Annotated in this window: 12 protein-coding genes; 3 read left to right on the top strand and 9 right to left on the bottom strand. The window is 63.0% G+C overall.

All coding sequences use genetic code 11. The features are described from left to right. The first annotated feature begins 728 nt into the window (after nt 1-728). Nucleotides 729-2,945: a TonB-dependent receptor gene (locus tag AVE30378_RS05965; RefSeq protein ID WP_129239848.1), complete on the top strand. Its 2,217-nt coding sequence runs from the start codon at nt 729-731 to the stop codon at nt 2,943-2,945. A 90-nt stretch (nt 2,946-3,035) separates the two neighbouring features. On the opposite strand, the gene AVE30378_RS05970 is transcribed toward AVE30378_RS05965, so the two are convergent. The 8 genes from AVE30378_RS05970 to AVE30378_RS06005 form a co-directional block, all read right to left on the bottom strand. Then, on the bottom strand, nt 3,036-3,890 hold the full coding sequence (locus tag AVE30378_RS05970; protein WP_129239849.1) for an amidohydrolase family protein: 855 nt from the start codon (nt 3,888-3,890) through the stop codon (nt 3,036-3,038). 6 nt (nt 3,891-3,896) lie between these two features. Beyond that, nucleotides 3,897-4,988, bottom strand: a complete 1,092-nt coding sequence (locus AVE30378_RS05975) for an ABC transporter ATP-binding protein (RefSeq protein ID WP_244234978.1) — start codon at nt 4,986-4,988, stop codon at nt 3,897-3,899. Between the two features lie 10 nt (nt 4,989-4,998). Beyond that, nucleotides 4,999-6,603 carry a phytoene desaturase family protein gene (locus AVE30378_RS05980; protein ID WP_129239851.1) on the bottom strand — a complete coding sequence of 535 codons (1,605 nt, stop codon included), beginning with the start codon at nt 6,601-6,603 and terminating at the stop codon, nt 4,999-5,001. After that, nucleotides 6,600-8,261: a class I adenylate-forming enzyme family protein gene (locus AVE30378_RS05985; protein ID WP_129239852.1), complete on the bottom strand. Its 1,662-nt coding sequence runs from the start codon at nt 8,259-8,261 to the stop codon at nt 6,600-6,602. Before AVE30378_RS05985 ends, AVE30378_RS05980 begins: the two co-directional genes overlap by 4 nt. 3 nt (nt 8,262-8,264) lie before the next feature. Next, the gene (locus tag AVE30378_RS05990; RefSeq protein ID WP_208742357.1) at nt 8,265-9,083 is read right to left on the bottom strand and encodes an ABC transporter permease; all 819 of its coding nucleotides are present in this window, start codon (nt 9,081-9,083) and stop codon (nt 8,265-8,267) included. Next, nucleotides 9,080-9,925, bottom strand: coding sequence for an ABC transporter permease (locus tag AVE30378_RS05995; RefSeq protein ID WP_129239853.1), 846 nt, complete (start codon nt 9,923-9,925; stop codon nt 9,080-9,082). The genes AVE30378_RS05990 and AVE30378_RS05995 overlap by 4 nt, the downstream gene beginning before the upstream one ends. 69 nt (nt 9,926-9,994) lie before the next feature. Then, nucleotides 9,995-11,068, bottom strand: coding sequence for an ABC transporter substrate-binding protein (locus AVE30378_RS06000; RefSeq protein ID WP_129239854.1), 1,074 nt, complete (start codon nt 11,066-11,068; stop codon nt 9,995-9,997). Nucleotides 11,069-11,111: 43 nt separating this feature from the next. Next, entirely contained in the window at nt 11,112-12,599 is a 1,488-nt protein-coding gene (locus AVE30378_RS06005; protein WP_129239855.1) for an aldehyde dehydrogenase, read from the bottom strand. Nucleotides 12,600-12,714: 115 nt separating this feature from the next. Between AVE30378_RS06005 and AVE30378_RS06010 the strand changes: the two genes are divergently transcribed. Continuing rightward, a complete protein-coding gene (locus tag AVE30378_RS06010; RefSeq protein ID WP_129239856.1) occupies nt 12,715-13,611 on the top strand; it encodes a LysR family transcriptional regulator in 897 nt (298 codons plus the stop codon). A 30-nt stretch (nt 13,612-13,641) separates the two neighbouring features. Here AVE30378_RS06010 and AVE30378_RS06015 read toward each other — a convergent pair whose 3' ends face one another. Next, nucleotides 13,642-14,241, bottom strand: coding sequence for a transglycosylase SLT domain-containing protein (locus AVE30378_RS06015; protein ID WP_129239857.1), 600 nt, complete (start codon nt 14,239-14,241; stop codon nt 13,642-13,644). 216 nt (nt 14,242-14,457) lie between these two features. Here AVE30378_RS06015 and AVE30378_RS06020 point away from each other — a divergent pair, with 216 nt between their 5' ends. Next, a complete protein-coding gene (locus AVE30378_RS06020) occupies nt 14,458-16,350 on the top strand; it encodes a patatin-like phospholipase family protein (protein WP_129239858.1) in 1,893 nt (630 codons plus the stop codon). The last annotated feature ends 10 nt before the right edge of the window (nt 16,351-16,360 follow it).

Raw genomic sequence — 16,360 nt, forward strand, 5'->3', positions numbered from 1 at the left:
GTACGGGACGGCCTTCAGTTTGCTCCAGTGCTTCCCGGGTGTCAGACACCCGGCGGCGGCAATCGCATCTTCGCGGGTGTCAGACACCCGTGACCACCCCTGCAAGCCGTAGCGGCATCGCGTACGGGTGTCAGACACTTGGTCGCTCTTCGATTTAGGTCAGGTGTCTGACACCCGTACGGGGCGGCCTTCAGTTTGCTCCAGTGCTTCCCGGGTGTCAGACACCCGGCGGCAGCAATCGCATCTTCGCGGGTGTCAGACACCCGTGACCACCCCAGCAAACCGTAGCGGCGTCGCGTACGGGTGTCAGACACTTGGTCGCTCTTCGATTTAGGTCAGGTGTCTGACACCCGTACGGGACGGCCTTCAGTTTGCTCCAGTGCTTCCCGGGTGTCAGACACCCGGCGGCAGCAATCGCATCTTCGCGGGTGTCAGACACCCATGACCACCCCAGCAAACCGTAGCGACGTCGCGTACGGGTGTCTGACACTGACTCACCTGGCGATTTTTAGGGCCGTTGCCGCTCGGCAACATTCACATGTTTAGCATCTAAGATAAATAATGAGAATGATTCCTCTTTTTCGTATCATGCACGGAAAGAGTTGAAGCCCCATGGTGCCGGAGGCCGGCCGCGTCCCTTCGGGACCGGCGGCGCCCCTGCATGGCGCACCCGCCCCATCGGGATTCCGTAGTTCCCCGATTTCTTCCGCATGAACGGACATCCCGACATGAAAATCAAGACCCTAGCCTGCATGGTGGCCGCGCTTCCGTGGTGCCTTCCCGTCCACGCCCAGAACGCCGCGCCGCCGGCTCCCGCCACTGGCCAGGGGCCGGTCGTTTCCATGGATGCCATCACCGTCGAGGCCAGCGCGGACGCGTCGGCCGGCGGCCTGGCCGAGCCCTTCGCGGGCGGGCAGGTCGCGCGCGGCGGCCGCATCGGCCTGTTCGGCACGCAGGACATCATGGATACGCCGTTCAGCATCACCAGCTACACCAACGAGCTGATCCAGGACAGGCAGGCCCGCAGCGTGGGCGACGTGCTGCAGAATGATTCGGGCGTTCGCGTGGCGCGCGGCTTCGGCAACTTCCAGGAGTCGTACTTCATCCGCGGCTTTATTCTCGGCTCCGACGACGTGGCCTACAACGGCCTGTACAGCCTGCTGCCGCGCCAGTACATCGCCACCGAACTGTTCGAGCGCGTGGAAGTGCTGCGCGGCGCGTCCACCTTCCTGACCGGCGCGGCGCCGGGCGGCGGCGGCATCGGCGGGGTGATCAACCTGGTGCCCAAGCGCGCGCCGAACGACCCTCTGACCCGCGTCACCACCGGCGTGTCCAGCGGCGGCCAGTTCCAGTTGTCCACCGACATCGCCCGCCGTTTCGGCCCGGGCGACAGCACCGGCATCCGCTTCAACGCGGCGCAGCGCAGCGGCGACACCGGCATCGACGACGAGCATTCCCGCACTAGCCTGGTGTCCCTGGGCCTGGACTGGCGCTCGGCCGACACGCGTTTGTCGGCGGACATCGGCTGGCAGGAAAACAAGCTCAAGCGCGCGCGTCCCAACGTGACGCTGGGCGCCGGCGTGACCTCCGTGCCCGATGCGCCGGACGCCAGCTCCAACTATGCGCAGCCGTGGTCCTATTCCAATGAGCGCGACGTTTTCGGCACCGTGCGCGCCGAGCACGACTTCAGCGACAAGCTGACGGCCTATGCGGCGTACGGTTTTCGCCGCAGCGACGAAGCCAATTCGCTCGGCAACGTCACGCTGAGCAACGGCAGCACGGGCGCCGGCAGCTTCTATCGCTTCGACAACACCCGTGAAGACAGCGTGAACACGGGCGAACTGGGCCTGCGCGGCAAGGTGCGCACCGGCCCGGTGGGCCACGAGTTCGTCGTGTCGGCATCCTTCTTCGACCTGAAGAAGAAAAACGCCTACGTGATGGACTGGCAGAACACGTTCGCCACCAACATCTACGATCCGGTTTCGTATGACAAGCCGGCATTCAGCGCCGCCGCGCTGCGCGGCAACGACCTGGACGATCCGGCGCTGCAAGGCCGCACTCGCCTGAGCAGCTACGCCATCGGCGATACCCTGTCGTTCCTGGACGACAAGGTCCTGCTGACGGCCGGCATCCGCCACCAGCGCCTGTCCCAGCGGGACTACGCGTACAACACCGGCAAGGAAAGCGGCGCCTACGACGCCAGCCACAATTCGCCCGCCGCCGGCATCGTCGTCAAGGTCGCGCCCAGCGTGTCCCTGTACGCGAACTACATCGAGGCGCTGGTCGCGGGTCCGACCGCGCCCGCGGTCGCTGGCGGCCGGCCGGTGCCCAACGTCGGCGAGAGCCTTTCGCCCTTTGTCTCCAAGCAGAAGGAAATCGGCGCGAAGTACGAATCGGATCGACTGGGCGGCGGCCTCGCGCTGTTTTCCACCGACAAGCCGCGCGCCATGTACAACGCCAACAACGAGCTGACCACCTCCGGCAAGGACCGCCATCAGGGCATCGAGCTGACGATGTACGGCGAACCCGTGAAAAGCGTGCGCCTGCTGGGCGGGCTGACCTGGCTGGACGCCGAGCAGCGCTCGACCGGCACGCCCGCCATCGACGGCAACCGCGTGATCGGCGTGCCGCGCTTCCAGGCGAACCTGGGCGTGGAATGGGACATCCCCGGCGTTCCCGGCCTGGCCGTGGACGGCCGCATGGTCTACACCGGCTCTTCCTACGCCGACGACGCCAATACGCTCAAGGTGCCCGGCTGGACCCGCTTCGACGCCGGCCTGCGCTACATGATGGACGTGGACGGCCACGTCCTGACCCTGCGGGCGCGCGTGGACAACATCGCCAACCGCAACTACTGGTCCTCGGTGGGCGGCTATCCCGGCAACGGCTACCTGGTGCTGGGCGGGCCGCGCACGTTCTCGCTGAGCGCGAGCATGGACTTCTGAGGACGCCCCGCGGAGTACGCCCGCGGGTGAAAATCCCGGCCTCCGGCTTCCGGACCGGGATTCTCGGTTGTACCGAACGCGGGCCCGGGTTCAATGCAGACGCAGATACGCGGCTGCATTGTCATACAGCCACGCCCGGCGCACGTCGTCGGTCAGCGCCAGCTCCTCGATTTCGGCGATCGAGCGGTCTACCGGAATCATCGGATAGCCCGACCCGAACAGAACGCGCTGTTTGAGCAGGCCGGCTCCATACCGCAAAAGCGGTTCGTAGCCCGAACCCGGAGTGCCCGCCAGTTTCGGCCGCACGGCGCTCAGCCCGATCCATAGGTTGGGATGGCGCCATGCCATGGCGATGAGCTCCGAGATCCAGGGCCACCCAGGCGGCGACGCGCACACCCGCAGGGTCGGGAATGCGGTCAGGACATCGTCCAGCGCCAGCGGATGGCCGTAGATGGCCTTGCTGGATAGCGAAAAATTCATGCCGCAGTGGATGTTCACCGGGATGTCGAGTTCAGCGCACAGTTCATAGAGCGCCATCAGCTTGGGATCATTGATGGCCAACTGATGCTCGAATCCCTGGACGTTGAGCCCGCGCAAGCCGAGGTCGCGGATGGCGTGATTCAACTCATCCAGCGCGTCCGCGCCGCGATGCGGGTCCACCGCGGCGAACCCAATGAACCGCGGGCCGAATTTTTCGCAGAAATCCGCGATCACCTCGTTCGGAACCTTGAACCCCATGGTGGTCTGCGCATCGCGCGCCTTCAGCACCACGTGCTTGGCATTCAGGCGGTCGTACAGCGCAAGGTAGTCAGCCAGCGCTTCCGGTCCCGACGCCTTCGGTACCAGGCTTTCGCTTTTGGCGTACACGCGCCGATAGTTGTCCATGTGCTGCGTGTTGATTATGAATTCCGCCAGGGGCGGACGGCTCGCAAAATCGATGATCATGATGATTCAGCCTTTATCGGACGGTTGCAGCGCGATGGCGCTTTCCGGCAGGAAACACACCTGCACGGACTCCCCTTTGCCGTACAAACGCGTGCCCGGATGGTTGGATTGCTGCACGGTGATCTCCTTATTGCCAGCCAGCCGCACACGGTGCTTGACCGTGCCGCCAAGGATCAGGTGATCCACGACATCGGCGCGCAGGCAGTTCTCGGCCGGCGCGACGCGCGCGGCATCGGCCGCGCGCAGCACGAAGTTCTCGGGGCGAACCAATACCGTCAAGGCGTCGCCGGCTTTGCCCGGGCGCCGCGCGCCCGCGCATCGTAGGCGCAAGCCCGCGGTCTCGACCTCGAAATGGCCGTCGTCGGCGGAGATCATCCTGGCGTCGAAGAAATTTCCCTGCCCGATGAAATCCGCGGCAAACACGGTCCGGGGCGAGAAATACAGTTCGGACGGCGTGCCGATCTGTTCGATCGCGCCGTTGTTCATCAGCACGATGCGGTCGGAGAGCGTCAGTGCTTCTTCCTGGTCGTGCGTCACGTTCACCATCGTGATGCCGAGATCGGCGTGCAGTTGCTTGATCTCGAATTGCATTTGTTCGCGCAATTTCTTGTCCAGCGCGCCCAGCGGTTCGTCCATCAGAATGAGCGAAGGGCAGTAGACGATGCAGCGCGCCAGCGAGACGCGCTGCTGCTGGCCGCCCGATAGCTCCTTGGGCCTGCGCTGCTCGACGTTGGACAGGCGCACCAGGTCGAGCACTTCCCGCACGCGCCGCTTGATGTCCTTTTCGGCCACGCGCCGCACGCGCAGCGGGAAGGCGATGTTCTCGAAAACGGTCATGTGCGGCATCAGCGCATAGTTCTGAAAAACCATGCCCAGCCCCCGCTCACCCGGAGAGAGGCTGGCCGTGTCCTTGCCGTCGATCAGCAGCTTGCCCGTGGTCGGCTTGATCAGGCCGGCGATCAGGTTGAGCAGTGTGGTCTTGCCCGAGCCGCTGGGGCCGAGCAATGTCAGGAACTCCCCGCGCTCGACGCTCAGGTTGATCAATTCAAGCGCGGTGGTGTTCCCGTAGCGCTTGCCGATGTCTATGAAATCTACCATTCCCATGTCGTCAGCCTTTGGAGTTCGAGTTGCCCAGGAACTTCCCGACCACGGCGGCCGCATTGTGTCCCGGGACGCCTGTTACGCCGCCGCCGGGGTGCGTGGAGGCGCCGCACATGAACAGGGCGTTTACCGGCGTTCGATAGTCGGCAAAACCCTTTGCCGGACGCTTGAAGAAAATCTGGTCGGCGCTGAGTTCGCCGTGATGCACATGCCCGCCCGGAAGGAAGAACTCGCGTTCGAAGTCCGGCGCCACTTTGATCTGGCCGTGCAGGATCTGCGCGCGGATGCCGGGCGCATGGGTTTCCAGGGTGGCAATCGTGCATTCGTACAGCGCCTGGCGATCGGCGTCCGTCCAGTCGCCCGTTTTCAGGCGATAGGGCGCATGCGAGCCGAAAATGCTCATTACGTGGTGGCCGGCGGGGGCCAGGGTGTCGTCCAGCGCCGACGGCGTCAGCACCGCCAGGCACGGGTTGCGCGCAAACTCGCCGTATTTCGAGCAGTCGAACGCGCGTTCGATGTAATCGATGCTGGGGCCGATCTTGACCAGCGTGGGATAGTCGTACCCCATGCTTTCCGGATCGAACAGCCGGAAGCGCGGCAGGCCGTTCAGGGCCAGGTGGACTTTGTAGGACGTGGACCGGTCGCGGATACGGGCCACTTCCTGCCGGAACGCCTCGGGCAGCGGCGTGTCGCGCAGGAGTTGCTGGAAGGTCAGCTTGGCCGGCGCGTTGCTGATGATGGCCCGCGCGAGCAAGGTTTCGCCTCCGGCGAGCCGCACGCCGACGGCCCGGTTGTTCTCGACCAGGATCTCTTCAACCTGGGCATTGCAGCGGGCCTGCATGCCGTATTCGGATCCGGCGCGCAAAATGGCTTGCGAGATCGAGCCCATGCCGCCGCGGATGATCCCCGGCCCGCCAGCCGCGGTCGTGTTGTCGCGGAGAAAGCCGCGCAGCAGAATGTAGGCCGAGCCGGGCGTTTTCATGCTCATCGTGCCGCCCGCCGCAGAGGCATAGAACCCCAGCACGGATTTGACGTCGTCGGATTCGAACCATCGCCCCAGAAAGTCGTAGGCGCTGAGGGTGAGCAGATCGTAGATGTCGTAGAGCTGGTCCAGGGCCGCGCGGTTGCGCCACCCGAATTTCGCGAGTTCGAGCAGCTTGGGCAGGCTGGCCGAGGTGGGGTTGATCGGCGCCTGGAACAGCAGGGCGCGTACTTTTTCGCCGGCCGTCTTCATGAATTCCAGGTAACCGGCATAGGCGTCGGCATCCTTGCGCGAGAACTTGGCGAACTCGCTTTTCAGGCGTTCCGGATCGTGCCAGAAGGTGAACGAGGCGTCGCCCTCCAGAGGCTGGAAGGTGGGGGTTTGCGCGATGACTTCCAGGCCGTGCCGTTTCAGATCGAGGTCGAGCATGACCTTTGGTTGCAGCAATGCCATGAGGTAGGAAGCCGGCGAAACGCGGTAGCCCGGCCAGAGTTCCTCGGTCACGACCGCGCCGCCCACTTGCGCCTTGCGCTCCAGCACACACACTTTGGCGCCTCGGCGTGCCAGGTAGGCGCCGCAGACCAGGCCGTTGTGGCCGCCGCCGATGATGATGGCATCGAAATCGTTCATGCCGATTTCTCCATATTCGGGGCATCCAGCCATTGCCCGGATTGGCGATCGAAAGTGCGTTCCTTCATGTCCGTGGCCTGCTCGCGCAAGGTGCCCTTGGCGATCTTCAGCGAGGCGGTCTTGGGCAACGCGTCGATGAAGGAGTAGTAGCGGGGAACCTTGAACTTCGCCAGGTTCGTCTGGCAACCGGCGATGATCCGTTGCAAGGACTCGTCGCTCGCGGGCACGCCTTCGCGCAGGACGATATAGGCTTTCACCTCTTCGCCGCGGATGGAATCGGGCACCGGAACGGCCGCCGATTCGCCGACTTCGTTCAATCCATTGAGCACCGCTTCCACCTCGCGCGCGGCGATGTTCTCCGCGCTGCGGCGGATCATGTCCTTGTAGCGGCCCTGGATGTAGAAGTAGCCTCTCTCGTCGCGGCGAAAGGCGTCGCCGGTGCGAAACCAGCCATCCAGGAATGCGCTTTCGGTGGCCGACGGGTTGTTGTAGTAGCCCAGGAGAATGCCGCGTCCCCGGATGCAGAGTTCGCCCACTTCGCCTGGGGCAGCCTCGTTTCCGGACTCGTCGATCACCTTGCACTCGCGGAAAGGCGAGGGCACGCCGCAAGCGCCGGAGCCCACCATGTCGGTCGCTTCGATCGGCATGAACATGGCCGGGCCCACTTCGGTCATGCCGAAGGCTTCGCGCGCCACCACGTCGAATCGCTGCTCGATCCGGGCGTGCAGGTCGCGCGGCGCGCCGTAGATGTTCGCCCGCACCAGACGATTCTTCCCATCCTCGGGCTGCGGCTCCTGCTTGTAGATCAGGTAAGGCATCAGGCAGAAGTTGATTTCATAATCCCTGACCCATTGCATGAAGCGCGACGCGCTCTGCTTGTTCGCCACGAACAGCGTGCCGCGCTGATAGATCGTCATCAGCAGGAGCCACTGCGGATCCATGTAGTAGAACGGCGTGGGCGCCAGCAGGTTGCGGTAGCGGCGGCCGTCGCGGAACGCGTTCGCCTTGCCGCTTACCAGCCAGTACTCCTGCGTCAGCATGCAGCCCTTGGGGAACCCCGTGGTGCCGGAGGTGTACTGGATATTCAGGAGATCACCGTGGCCGACCGAGGAGGTGTCCAGCGGGCGGCGCGGCGTATCCGCGAGCGTCTCCCAGGAAGTGAAGCCGTGGTCCTGGCCCGTGACCACGACATGGTCATGTTGCAGCTTGGTGGACGCGTTGCGCACGAACTCTTCGATCAACGGGGCGAGCGAGTCGTGGGTGACGAGGAACGTCGCATCGCTGTTGGACAGGACGTAGGTCAGCTCGCGCGGGGTGTAGCTGGTGTTGACGGGCACCATGACCGCGCCCAGGGTGGCGATGGCGAACCAGGTGAGCGGCATGGCGGGAACGTTCGGCATCATGACCGCCACGTGGTCGCCCTTTTTGACGCCCAGGTCCTGCAGGCCGGCCGCCAGGCGCTCGACGCGCTCCAGGCAGTCGGCGTAGGTGATGGTTTCGCCGATTTCAAAGAAATTCCACAGGGTGGCGGACCCGTTGTCGCTGGCCGCTTCCGCCAAGAGCGCATGAAGGTTTTCGGGCAGCGGCGCGCTTTCGATCTTGCGCCGGCGTTCGGGCAAGGAGGCAACGGTCTGTGCGAGAGTGTCGTGATAAGCCATGTTTCAGTTGTGCGCTTTAGGATTGGATTCTTTCAATGCGAGGATGGCGAGGCAGAAGACCAGCGAGGCGATCGTCAGCATGCTGGATATCGCGGTCAGCACGGGCGAGACCTCCCAGCGCAGGGCGCTGTACATGCGCACCGGCAGGGTCGTGGTTTCCGGCCCCGTAATGAAGTAGGCGACCACGACTTCGTCGAACGAGATGAGGAACGCAAACAGGAGGCCGACCAGGATCGACGTCTTTATCTGCGGAACCAGCACCTGGAAGAACGTCCGGAAAGGCCCGGCGCCCATCAAGGTCGATACGGCTTCCAGCGCGGGATCCGTGTGCCGCATGCCGGCGCTGATCGAGATGAACATGAACGGCATCACCAGCGTGCTGTGGGTCATGACCAGCCCAAGCGTGGTGTTGTCGATGCGGACGGAGGAGAAGAAGATGTACACCCCCAGCCCCAGCGAAATCACCGGGATGAGCATGGGGCTGATGAAGAACAGCTCCACCGCCTTCAGGCCGCCGAATCGGCACCGGTTGAGCGCATACGCCGCGGGCAAGGTGACCGCCAGCGCCAGGATCGACGTGAGCAGGGCGACGGCCAGGCTCTGGAGCGCCGGCTGCCACCACGACGGGTCGGAAAAGAAGGCGCGATAGAGTTCGAACGACAGGTGCTCGGGAGGAAAGGTGATTTCCTGGCCGCCGCTGAACGACGCGGCGACGATGATGGCGATCGGACCGACCAGGAACACGTAGCCCAGGATGGCGATCGCCCACGGAAGGGCTGTGCTGCAACGGCCGAGGAACTTGGAGAATCGGGTAGTCTTCACGCGGTGGGCTCCTTCTGGCCGGGAGCGCCGCCCTGAGTCTTCAGCAGCAGCAGGATGAATGCGCCCGACAGGGCCAGCAGAATCATGGCGATGGCGGATGCGCCTTCCCAGTCCAGGATCTGGCGGGTATAGAGGTCGACGAGATTGGCCATCATCATGTCCTGCCGTCCGCCCAGAAGCGCGGGCGTGACGAACATGCCCAGGGAGAGCGTCATCGCCATCAGGGTGGCCGCCATGACGCCCGGCATGCTCAATGGCAGCGTGATGCGCAGGAAAATGCGGATCGGACCGGCGCCCATCAGCCTGGCCGCGCGGGCCAGCAGCGGATCCACGGCCAGCAGGCTGGCGAGGATGGGAAAGACGGTGAACGGCAGCAGGTAGTTGATCATCCCGATGATCACGCCGGTGCCGTTGAACAGCATCTGGATCCGGGCCTGTTCCCCGAACAGGCTGACGATCGCCCGGTTCAACAGGCCCTGGTCGCCCAGCAGCACCGTCAGCGAAAAGCTCTTGACCAGCACGCTGGTCCACAGGGGAACCATTACGAGAGTCAGGTAGATGAGGCGCCGGGCGCCGTTCTGGCGAGCGATGTGAACGGCAAGGCAATAGCCGCCCAGCGTGCTGAGCAGGGTCGCGATGAAAGACACCTTCAGCGTATTGGCAAGGACCTTGGCGAACAGGGGGCCTTCGAACAGCGACGCGTAGGAGGCCAGGGTGTAGCCCCCCGAGTACACGCTTTTCCAAGCGACGACACACAGAGGATAGAGAAAGAAGACGCACAACAGCAGGCTAGCGGGCGCCAACAGCAGCGCCGCATGCCGCTTTCCAAGCATGCTGACCATGATCGACGGAATCTCCGAAAAGAGGGCGGTGTGCCGGATCGGTCTCCGGCACCCTTACTGCGCGCTGCCCTAGACGAGCAGCCAGCCGGTGAAGCGCTTCTGGAGCGCTTCGAAGTTGTCCGCCCACCACGCGTCGTCGATGACGATGTTTTCCCTGCTGGCCATGTCGGGCAGGTACTTCTTCGTGGCTTCCTGCACCAGCCCCGCCGCTGCCTTGTTATTCGGCGAGAAGAACATGCGATTGGAGAACTCGGCCTGGCGGTCGGGGCGCAGGACGAAGGCGATGTAGCGCATCGCGGCTTCCCGGTTCTTGGATCCCTTGGGCACGGCCAGGTACTCAGTGGCGTTCACGGTCTGCGACAAGGGCATGTCGATCGAATTGCCGGCCTGCTGAGAAGGGATGACGCGGGTGATGAAGCTGTAGGAGAAATCCACTTCATTGTTTATCACCAGCGATATCGTTTCCGGCGTGGTCTCGGTCCATTTCCGGACGTGCTTCTTGATGCGTTCGAGCGACTTGAAAGCGCGCTCGACATCCAGCGGATACAGCTTGGACGGTTCCACGCCGTCCGCCACCAGCGCGATTTCCAGCATTTCGCTCACGCGTGGACGCAGGGCGCGGCGTCCGGGGAATTTCTCCACGTCCCAGAACTCCTTGAAGTTCGTCGGGAACTTGCCGGAGGGAAAGCGCTTTGGGTCATAGGCGATGCCCGCGGCGAAGAGGAAAGTCCCCACGTGGTCCGCGCCTCCGGGCACGATCAGGCTGGAGGTGTCCACGATGTTGCGGTCGATGGGTTCCCAGATGCCGTCCTTGGAGGCGGAGAGAATATGCGGCCCGATGCTATCGAAGACGTCCCAGGAGACGTTGTTGTTGCGAACCTGGACCTTGAGCTTCGTCAGGTCCGCGTTGTTGACGATGTTTACGCCGATGCCGGTTTCCTTGGTGAACGGTTCGGCAAAGATCGCGCGCACGTTCTTTTCATAGTCTCCGCCCCAGCAGGTCACGGTAATCGACTGGGCGGCGCTTGCGGCGGGCGCCCAGGAGGCGAGGCCGGCCAGCGGCGCCGCGGCGGCCGCCTTGAGGATCGAGCGGCGCGTTACGCCATGGACCGCGCTGCTGGTGGTGGTGTCTTTGATTTTCATGTGTTTCCCCTTGGTGTGTCGTTGTCGTGAATCGATCAATCAATCAATGCGCAAGCCAGATGGACTTCCAGTCGGTGTACTTGTCGAAGGCATGCAAGGACTTGTCCCGGCCGAAGCCCGATTGCTTGAATCCGCCGAACGGGGCGGACATGCTGCCGCGGTCGAAGCAGTTCACCCACACGACGCCAGCTCGCAGCATGCGCGATGCATTCATGGCCGTTTTGACGTTGTCGGTCCAGATGCCCGCGGCCAGGCCATACTGGCTCGCGTTGGCCACGGCGATCGCTTCGTCCGCGCCCGACACGGTGATGGCGGACAGCACCGGTCCGAAGATCTCTTCCTGCGCGATCCGCATATCGGGCGAGACGTCGGCGAAGACGGTGGGCTCCATGAAGAAGCCGCCGGATTCCTCCCGGGCGCGCCGGCCGCCCGCGATCAGGCTGGCGCCTTGCCGGGTGCCGGACTCGACGTACGACATGATGCGGTCGAGTTGCTTCTCGCTGATGATCGCGCCCAGGCGCGTGTCGGGATCCAGCGGGTCGCCGGGGCGCAGGCGGGCGGCATGCTCGGCGACCTTGCCCAGGAATACGTCCTTGATCGCCCGGTCCACGATCAGGCGCGAGCCGGCATTGCAGACCTGGCCGGCGTTGGCGAAGATCCCCGCGGCGACCGACTGCGCGGCGGCATCGAGGTCGCTGCAATCCGCCAGCACGATATGCGGGCTCTTGCCGCCCAGTTCCAGGCCGATGCGCTTAATGTTGGACAGACCCGAATACTGCATGAACAGTTTTCCGACCTCGGTCGATCCGGTGAAGCCGATCGCATCGACGTCCATGTGCATGCCCAGGGCGCGGCCCGCGGTTTCGCCAAAGCCGGGGACGACGTTCAGCACGCCCTTCGGAATGCCGGCGTCGGTGGCCAATTGGGCAATGCGGATCGCCGTCAGCGGCGATTGCTCCGCGGGCTTGAGGACCACCGAATTGCCGGAGGCCAGCGCCGGGCCGAGCTTCCAGCAGGCCATGGACAGCGGGTAGTTCCAGGGCACCACGGCAGCCACCACGCCCAGCGCCTCGCGGATGACCATGGTGGTCATCGCATGGCCCGAAGGGGCCACTTCGCCGTAGACCTTGTCGATGGCTTCGGCATACCACTGGATCGTCGTGGCGGCGCTAACGATATCGCCATTGAATGCGTTGGTGATGGGCTTGCCAACGTTCAACGACTCCAGCAGCGCGAGCTCTTCCCGGTGCGCCAGGAGCAGGGCGGAAAACTGCAGCATGATGCGCTTGCGCTCCAGGGGAGGCATGCGCGACCAGTCGCCGCGCTCGAATGCGCCGCGGCAACTGGCGACGGCCCGATCGACGTCCGCAGCCTTGCAGGAGGCGATCTGGGCAAGGGCCTTGCCCGTGGCCGGGTTGATGCAGGCGAAAGTTTCCGAATCAATGGCATCGACGTAGGCGCCGTCGATGTACGCACGCCCTTCGATGCTGAGTTGGTTGGAACGTTGATGCCAATCAAGCTGTACAGACACTGAATTCCCCTGAGGTGGTCTATCGGTAGGGGAAGTCTAGGATTGCGCATCCCATTGCGTCTATTAGTATTTAGTTGGAATGAACCAAAATAAAATTGATAAGGTGTAAACCCTAATGCTCAATATCCGTTATTTATCCGCAGTGCGTGCCGTCATGCGCGCAGGGTCGATTTCCGGTGCTGCGCGCATGCTTTTCCTGACACAGCCGGCGGTGACGAAATCGATCCAGCTCGCCGAGGAGGAGCTGGGGGTAAAGCTCTTCGTCCGATCGAAAGGGAAGCTGATTCCGACAGCCGAAGCGACATTTCTGTACCCTGAGATGGAGCGCATTTTCGGCGACATCTTTCATTTGCAGGATCTTGCGAACGAAGTGCGCCAGGGGCATGCGGGCCGCATCGTCCTTGCCACGGTGTCCAATCTGTCGGCGGCGCTTTTGGGGCGGGCGATCGCCCAATTCCGCACGCGGCATCCCAAGGTCCGCTTCGACGTTGAAGTCCACAGCACCAAGGTAGTGCTGGAGCGGGTGAGGCTGGGGCAGGTGGGATTGGGGCTGCTGGATCTGAGCCCCAAGGACCCGTCGAACGTGGACGTCATGGAGCTGTGCGACGCCTCGGTGCATTGCGTGATGCCGCGGGATCATCCGCTGGCGCAGTTCGAGTCCGTCACGCCGGCATTGCTGGTCGACTACCCCATCCTGACGTTTCCCGACGATACGACCTCAAACAGTCTGGTGCGGGAGGCGTTCAGGCAGGACAAGGTGCCGTGCAACTTCATCATGACGATCAATCACTCCTACCTGGCTTGCTCCTTGATCGATCTTGGCAGCGGCGTCGGCCTGATAGACGAATTCCATCTTCACACCGACTCCTTTCCCCGGCTGACCGCGCGCCCCTTCCTGCCGACGATCCAGCTCAAGCCCACGGTCGTGACGACGGCGGGGCGCATGGTGTCGTTGATCGTGGGCGAGTTCATCGAAGAGTTGAAAGTGACCGCCCAGCGTGTCGCCCGATAGGCGTGCGGCCATCTTGCGGCCGCCGAGGATCTACCAGAACCATCCGCCCCGCGTCAGGCTGCTCTCGCAGCCCTTGTACTGCGCGCTGAACTTCTCGGCGCGCGCCTGGACCTTCTGCGATACGGTCTTGAGCCAGGCCTTGCGGTCATAGCTGCGATTGCGGTAGCCCGTCCAGCCCTCGTGGTAGTTCAGGTACTGGCCGTAGGCGTCCCATTTGGAGATGCCGTTGAGGCGCTGGGTCCTGTTCATGTACCAGCCCATGAAGTCCAGGGCATCGGCGAAGTCGTCGCGGCTGGCTCCCCAGCCGCCGGCGTCCTTCTTGTAGTCGGCCCAGGTTTCGTCCTTGGCCTGGGCATAGCCATAGGCGGAACTGACCCGGCCCCAGGGAATGATGCCCAGGAAGTAGTAGCGGGGTGGCACCGCGTCCTGCTTGAACGAGGACTCCTGGTACATCATGGCCATCGGCACCGGCACCGGCGCGCCCCATTTCTTCTGTACCTTCAGCGCGGCGTCGTGCCAGTCCGGCTTTTCGCGGAAGATGGCGCAGATATTCTCGGTATTGGACGGCGGCGCGGTGGCGCAGCCGGCCAGCGCCAGCAATAGCGGCAGCGGCAGCAAAAGCCGGGTCATCGCGCAATGATCCTCAGGGGCGGGGAGCCGGCGGCGGCAACGAAGGAGGGCGTGAAAGGTCTGGGAGCTGGCAATGAGACTCGCAATGGCAAAGAGGCCAGTTAGGCGCACTGGAATGGGTCGGCAAACTTCTCACAACAATTATAGTTATTTCGTATATATTTGAATCAAGTTGTGACGCCGACGTTTTAATGAAGCGCAATCTGGGAGACATACATGCCTCAGTCCAGCCGTTTCTTTTTTTTCGTCCTTGTTCATGTAGGGGTTGCAAACGCCGAGTGTCCGATCCCGGATGGCCCGCTTGCAGCACGCATACCGATCGCTCAGACAACGCCGGAAACATTGGCCTGTGATTTCCGCGCGGAGCGCGCTGCGCGGCCCTCTCCCCAGGTCGGACTTGCTTTGTCTGGTGGTGGCACGCGAGCGGGCCTGTTTGCGCATGGCGTCATGCAGGGTCTGTTCGATTCAGGGCTTCTCGAAAAGGTTGACACCATATCGAGCGTTTCCGGTGGAGGCTATGCTGCGCTTTGGTACTTCACCAAACGTATGGAAGCGGCGCGCCAGGGCTGGGATTATCGGCAGATCTTCTCCGACTGCCTTCCCACTTGGTGGGTGGGGGACCCAGGCAGACAGGCGGGACCGCTTACCGATCTCCAAAAACTCATCGCGCAGGCCAAGGGTTGGCCCATGGCTTGTCCGAATTCTGCGCATTTTGCACCTGGCGATCCCTATCGGTGGCAGGCCCATCTGGCCCGATGGCCCGACATCTTTGGCGAATCGCCCGTTGTTGTGACGGGAAGCCGGCAATCCGGTCCTTGGTTTCAGTTGCTGGGCATGGGGATCGAGGCTGCATTCACGACTATTACGCGACTGCAATTGCGTAGCGATGTCGGGGATCTTTATCAGGCTGGCATCGAACGGACCTGGGGCTTGAATCCTGTGCCGCGCAGTTTTAACGGGCCGGTGAACGCGCTTGCGGACAGAAAGACGAAATGGGCATATACCAACGATAACGGCAATCCGCGAAGGACTACGGTAGGGTTAGCGGTGGATTTGGCCAATTGGGCTGCGTTGCGCGATTGGCTCGGCAGGACGCCTAATGCGCCTAGTTGGGTACTGAACGCCAGAATAGGGAACAAGCAGCACGACGTGCGCCCTGAGACCATTTATGAAATGAGTCCGTTCGTCTACGGTAGCGATAGCAGCAAATACAGTGGCGCCGATTTTCCCTATCCTGGTCTAGGGACCGCGGTTCGGATTTCCGGGGCATTCGCAGACTATCAGGGGCTGCCTGAGGGGACGGGGGCCGCGAAGACACTCCAACGCTTTTCCGCAATCACTCGCAACGCTCGTTGGAGTATGGAAATGAAGGGCGAGGCGGGCCAGGCTCCATACAATCTGAGCGATGGGGGCGGTGAGGAGAATCTCGCGCTGTACAGTCTGGTTCGACGCGGTATTCCCAACATCATCGCGGTCGATGCGAGTTTCGATGCCGCAGGACGCATGGACGATCTTTGCCGGGTGCGCCAGGGGCTCGCTCGCGACGGGCTCGTGCTTGAAGTCCCGGCGCTGGAAGAGTTGCAGCAGGTTTGCGAGCAGGCTGGAACCAAGGCCTATAACACCTCGGCCTGGTTGAATCCGGTAATGAGCGGGAGGGTGAAGTGGCCCGTCAATCCGGCCACGGGTGCGGTAACGATGCCCGACACCAAAATCTGGTTCATCAAGCTCGGCTGGAACCAGCAAGAGTATCGCCGCGCATTTAACGAGGGCCAATGCGAGAACGCGGCGCATCCCGTGTCTTGCCTGTTGACCGTCTACTACGGGCATAACACCACGATTGTCGACAAGAAAGACCGCTATATGCTGTTTCCGCAACTTAGCACCGCTGGCCTAACGCTGAACTCAAGTACCTATTTGTTCTGGGCCTACCGCGAACTGGGGCGCTCGGCTGGCAGGATGCTTACGTGGAATGAAGCGGCCGAGACTATCGAGTACGCCGCAACGCGCGAATGCGCCCAGGTCGCTCGACGATATGTCAAAGGTCATCGCGCCGGTGTTTTGCCACGCGACACAAGCAGCGATCCTTCCTGCAGGGACGCGCCGCCTTGAAAGGAGAAAC

Origin of the sequence: Achromobacter veterisilvae (assembly GCF_900496975.1) — a bacterium.
Classification (GTDB): domain Bacteria; phylum Pseudomonadota; class Gammaproteobacteria; order Burkholderiales; family Burkholderiaceae_B; genus Achromobacter; species Achromobacter veterisilvae.

What these genes read in the sequence shown, in the direction of transcription:
- AVE30378_RS06015 (WP_129239857.1), bottom strand. Translation starts at nt 14,241, where the DNA reads ATGACCCGGCTTTTGCTGCCGCTGCCGCTATTGCTGGCGCTGGCCGGC.
- AVE30378_RS06000 (WP_129239854.1), bottom strand. Translation starts at nt 11,068, where the DNA reads ATGAAAATCAAAGACACCACCACCAGCAGCGCGGTCCATGGCGTAACG.
- AVE30378_RS05995 (WP_129239853.1), bottom strand. Translation starts at nt 9,925, where the DNA reads ATGGTCAGCATGCTTGGAAAGCGGCATGCGGCGCTGCTGTTGGCGCCC.
- AVE30378_RS05980 (WP_129239851.1), bottom strand. Translation starts at nt 6,603, where the DNA reads ATGAACGATTTCGATGCCATCATCATCGGCGGCGGCCACAACGGCCTG.
- AVE30378_RS05985 (WP_129239852.1), bottom strand. Translation starts at nt 8,261, where the DNA reads ATGGCTTATCACGACACTCTCGCACAGACCGTTGCCTCCTTGCCCGAA.
- AVE30378_RS06020 (WP_129239858.1), top strand. Translation starts at nt 14,458, where the DNA reads ATGCCTCAGTCCAGCCGTTTCTTTTTTTTCGTCCTTGTTCATGTAGGG.
- AVE30378_RS05970 (WP_129239849.1), bottom strand. Translation starts at nt 3,890, where the DNA reads ATGATCATCGATTTTGCGAGCCGTCCGCCCCTGGCGGAATTCATAATC.
- AVE30378_RS05965 (WP_129239848.1), top strand. Translation starts at nt 729, where the DNA reads ATGAAAATCAAGACCCTAGCCTGCATGGTGGCCGCGCTTCCGTGGTGC.
- AVE30378_RS06010 (WP_129239856.1), top strand. Translation starts at nt 12,715, where the DNA reads ATGCTCAATATCCGTTATTTATCCGCAGTGCGTGCCGTCATGCGCGCA.
- AVE30378_RS05975 (WP_244234978.1), bottom strand. Translation starts at nt 4,988, where the DNA reads ATGGTAGATTTCATAGACATCGGCAAGCGCTACGGGAACACCACCGCG.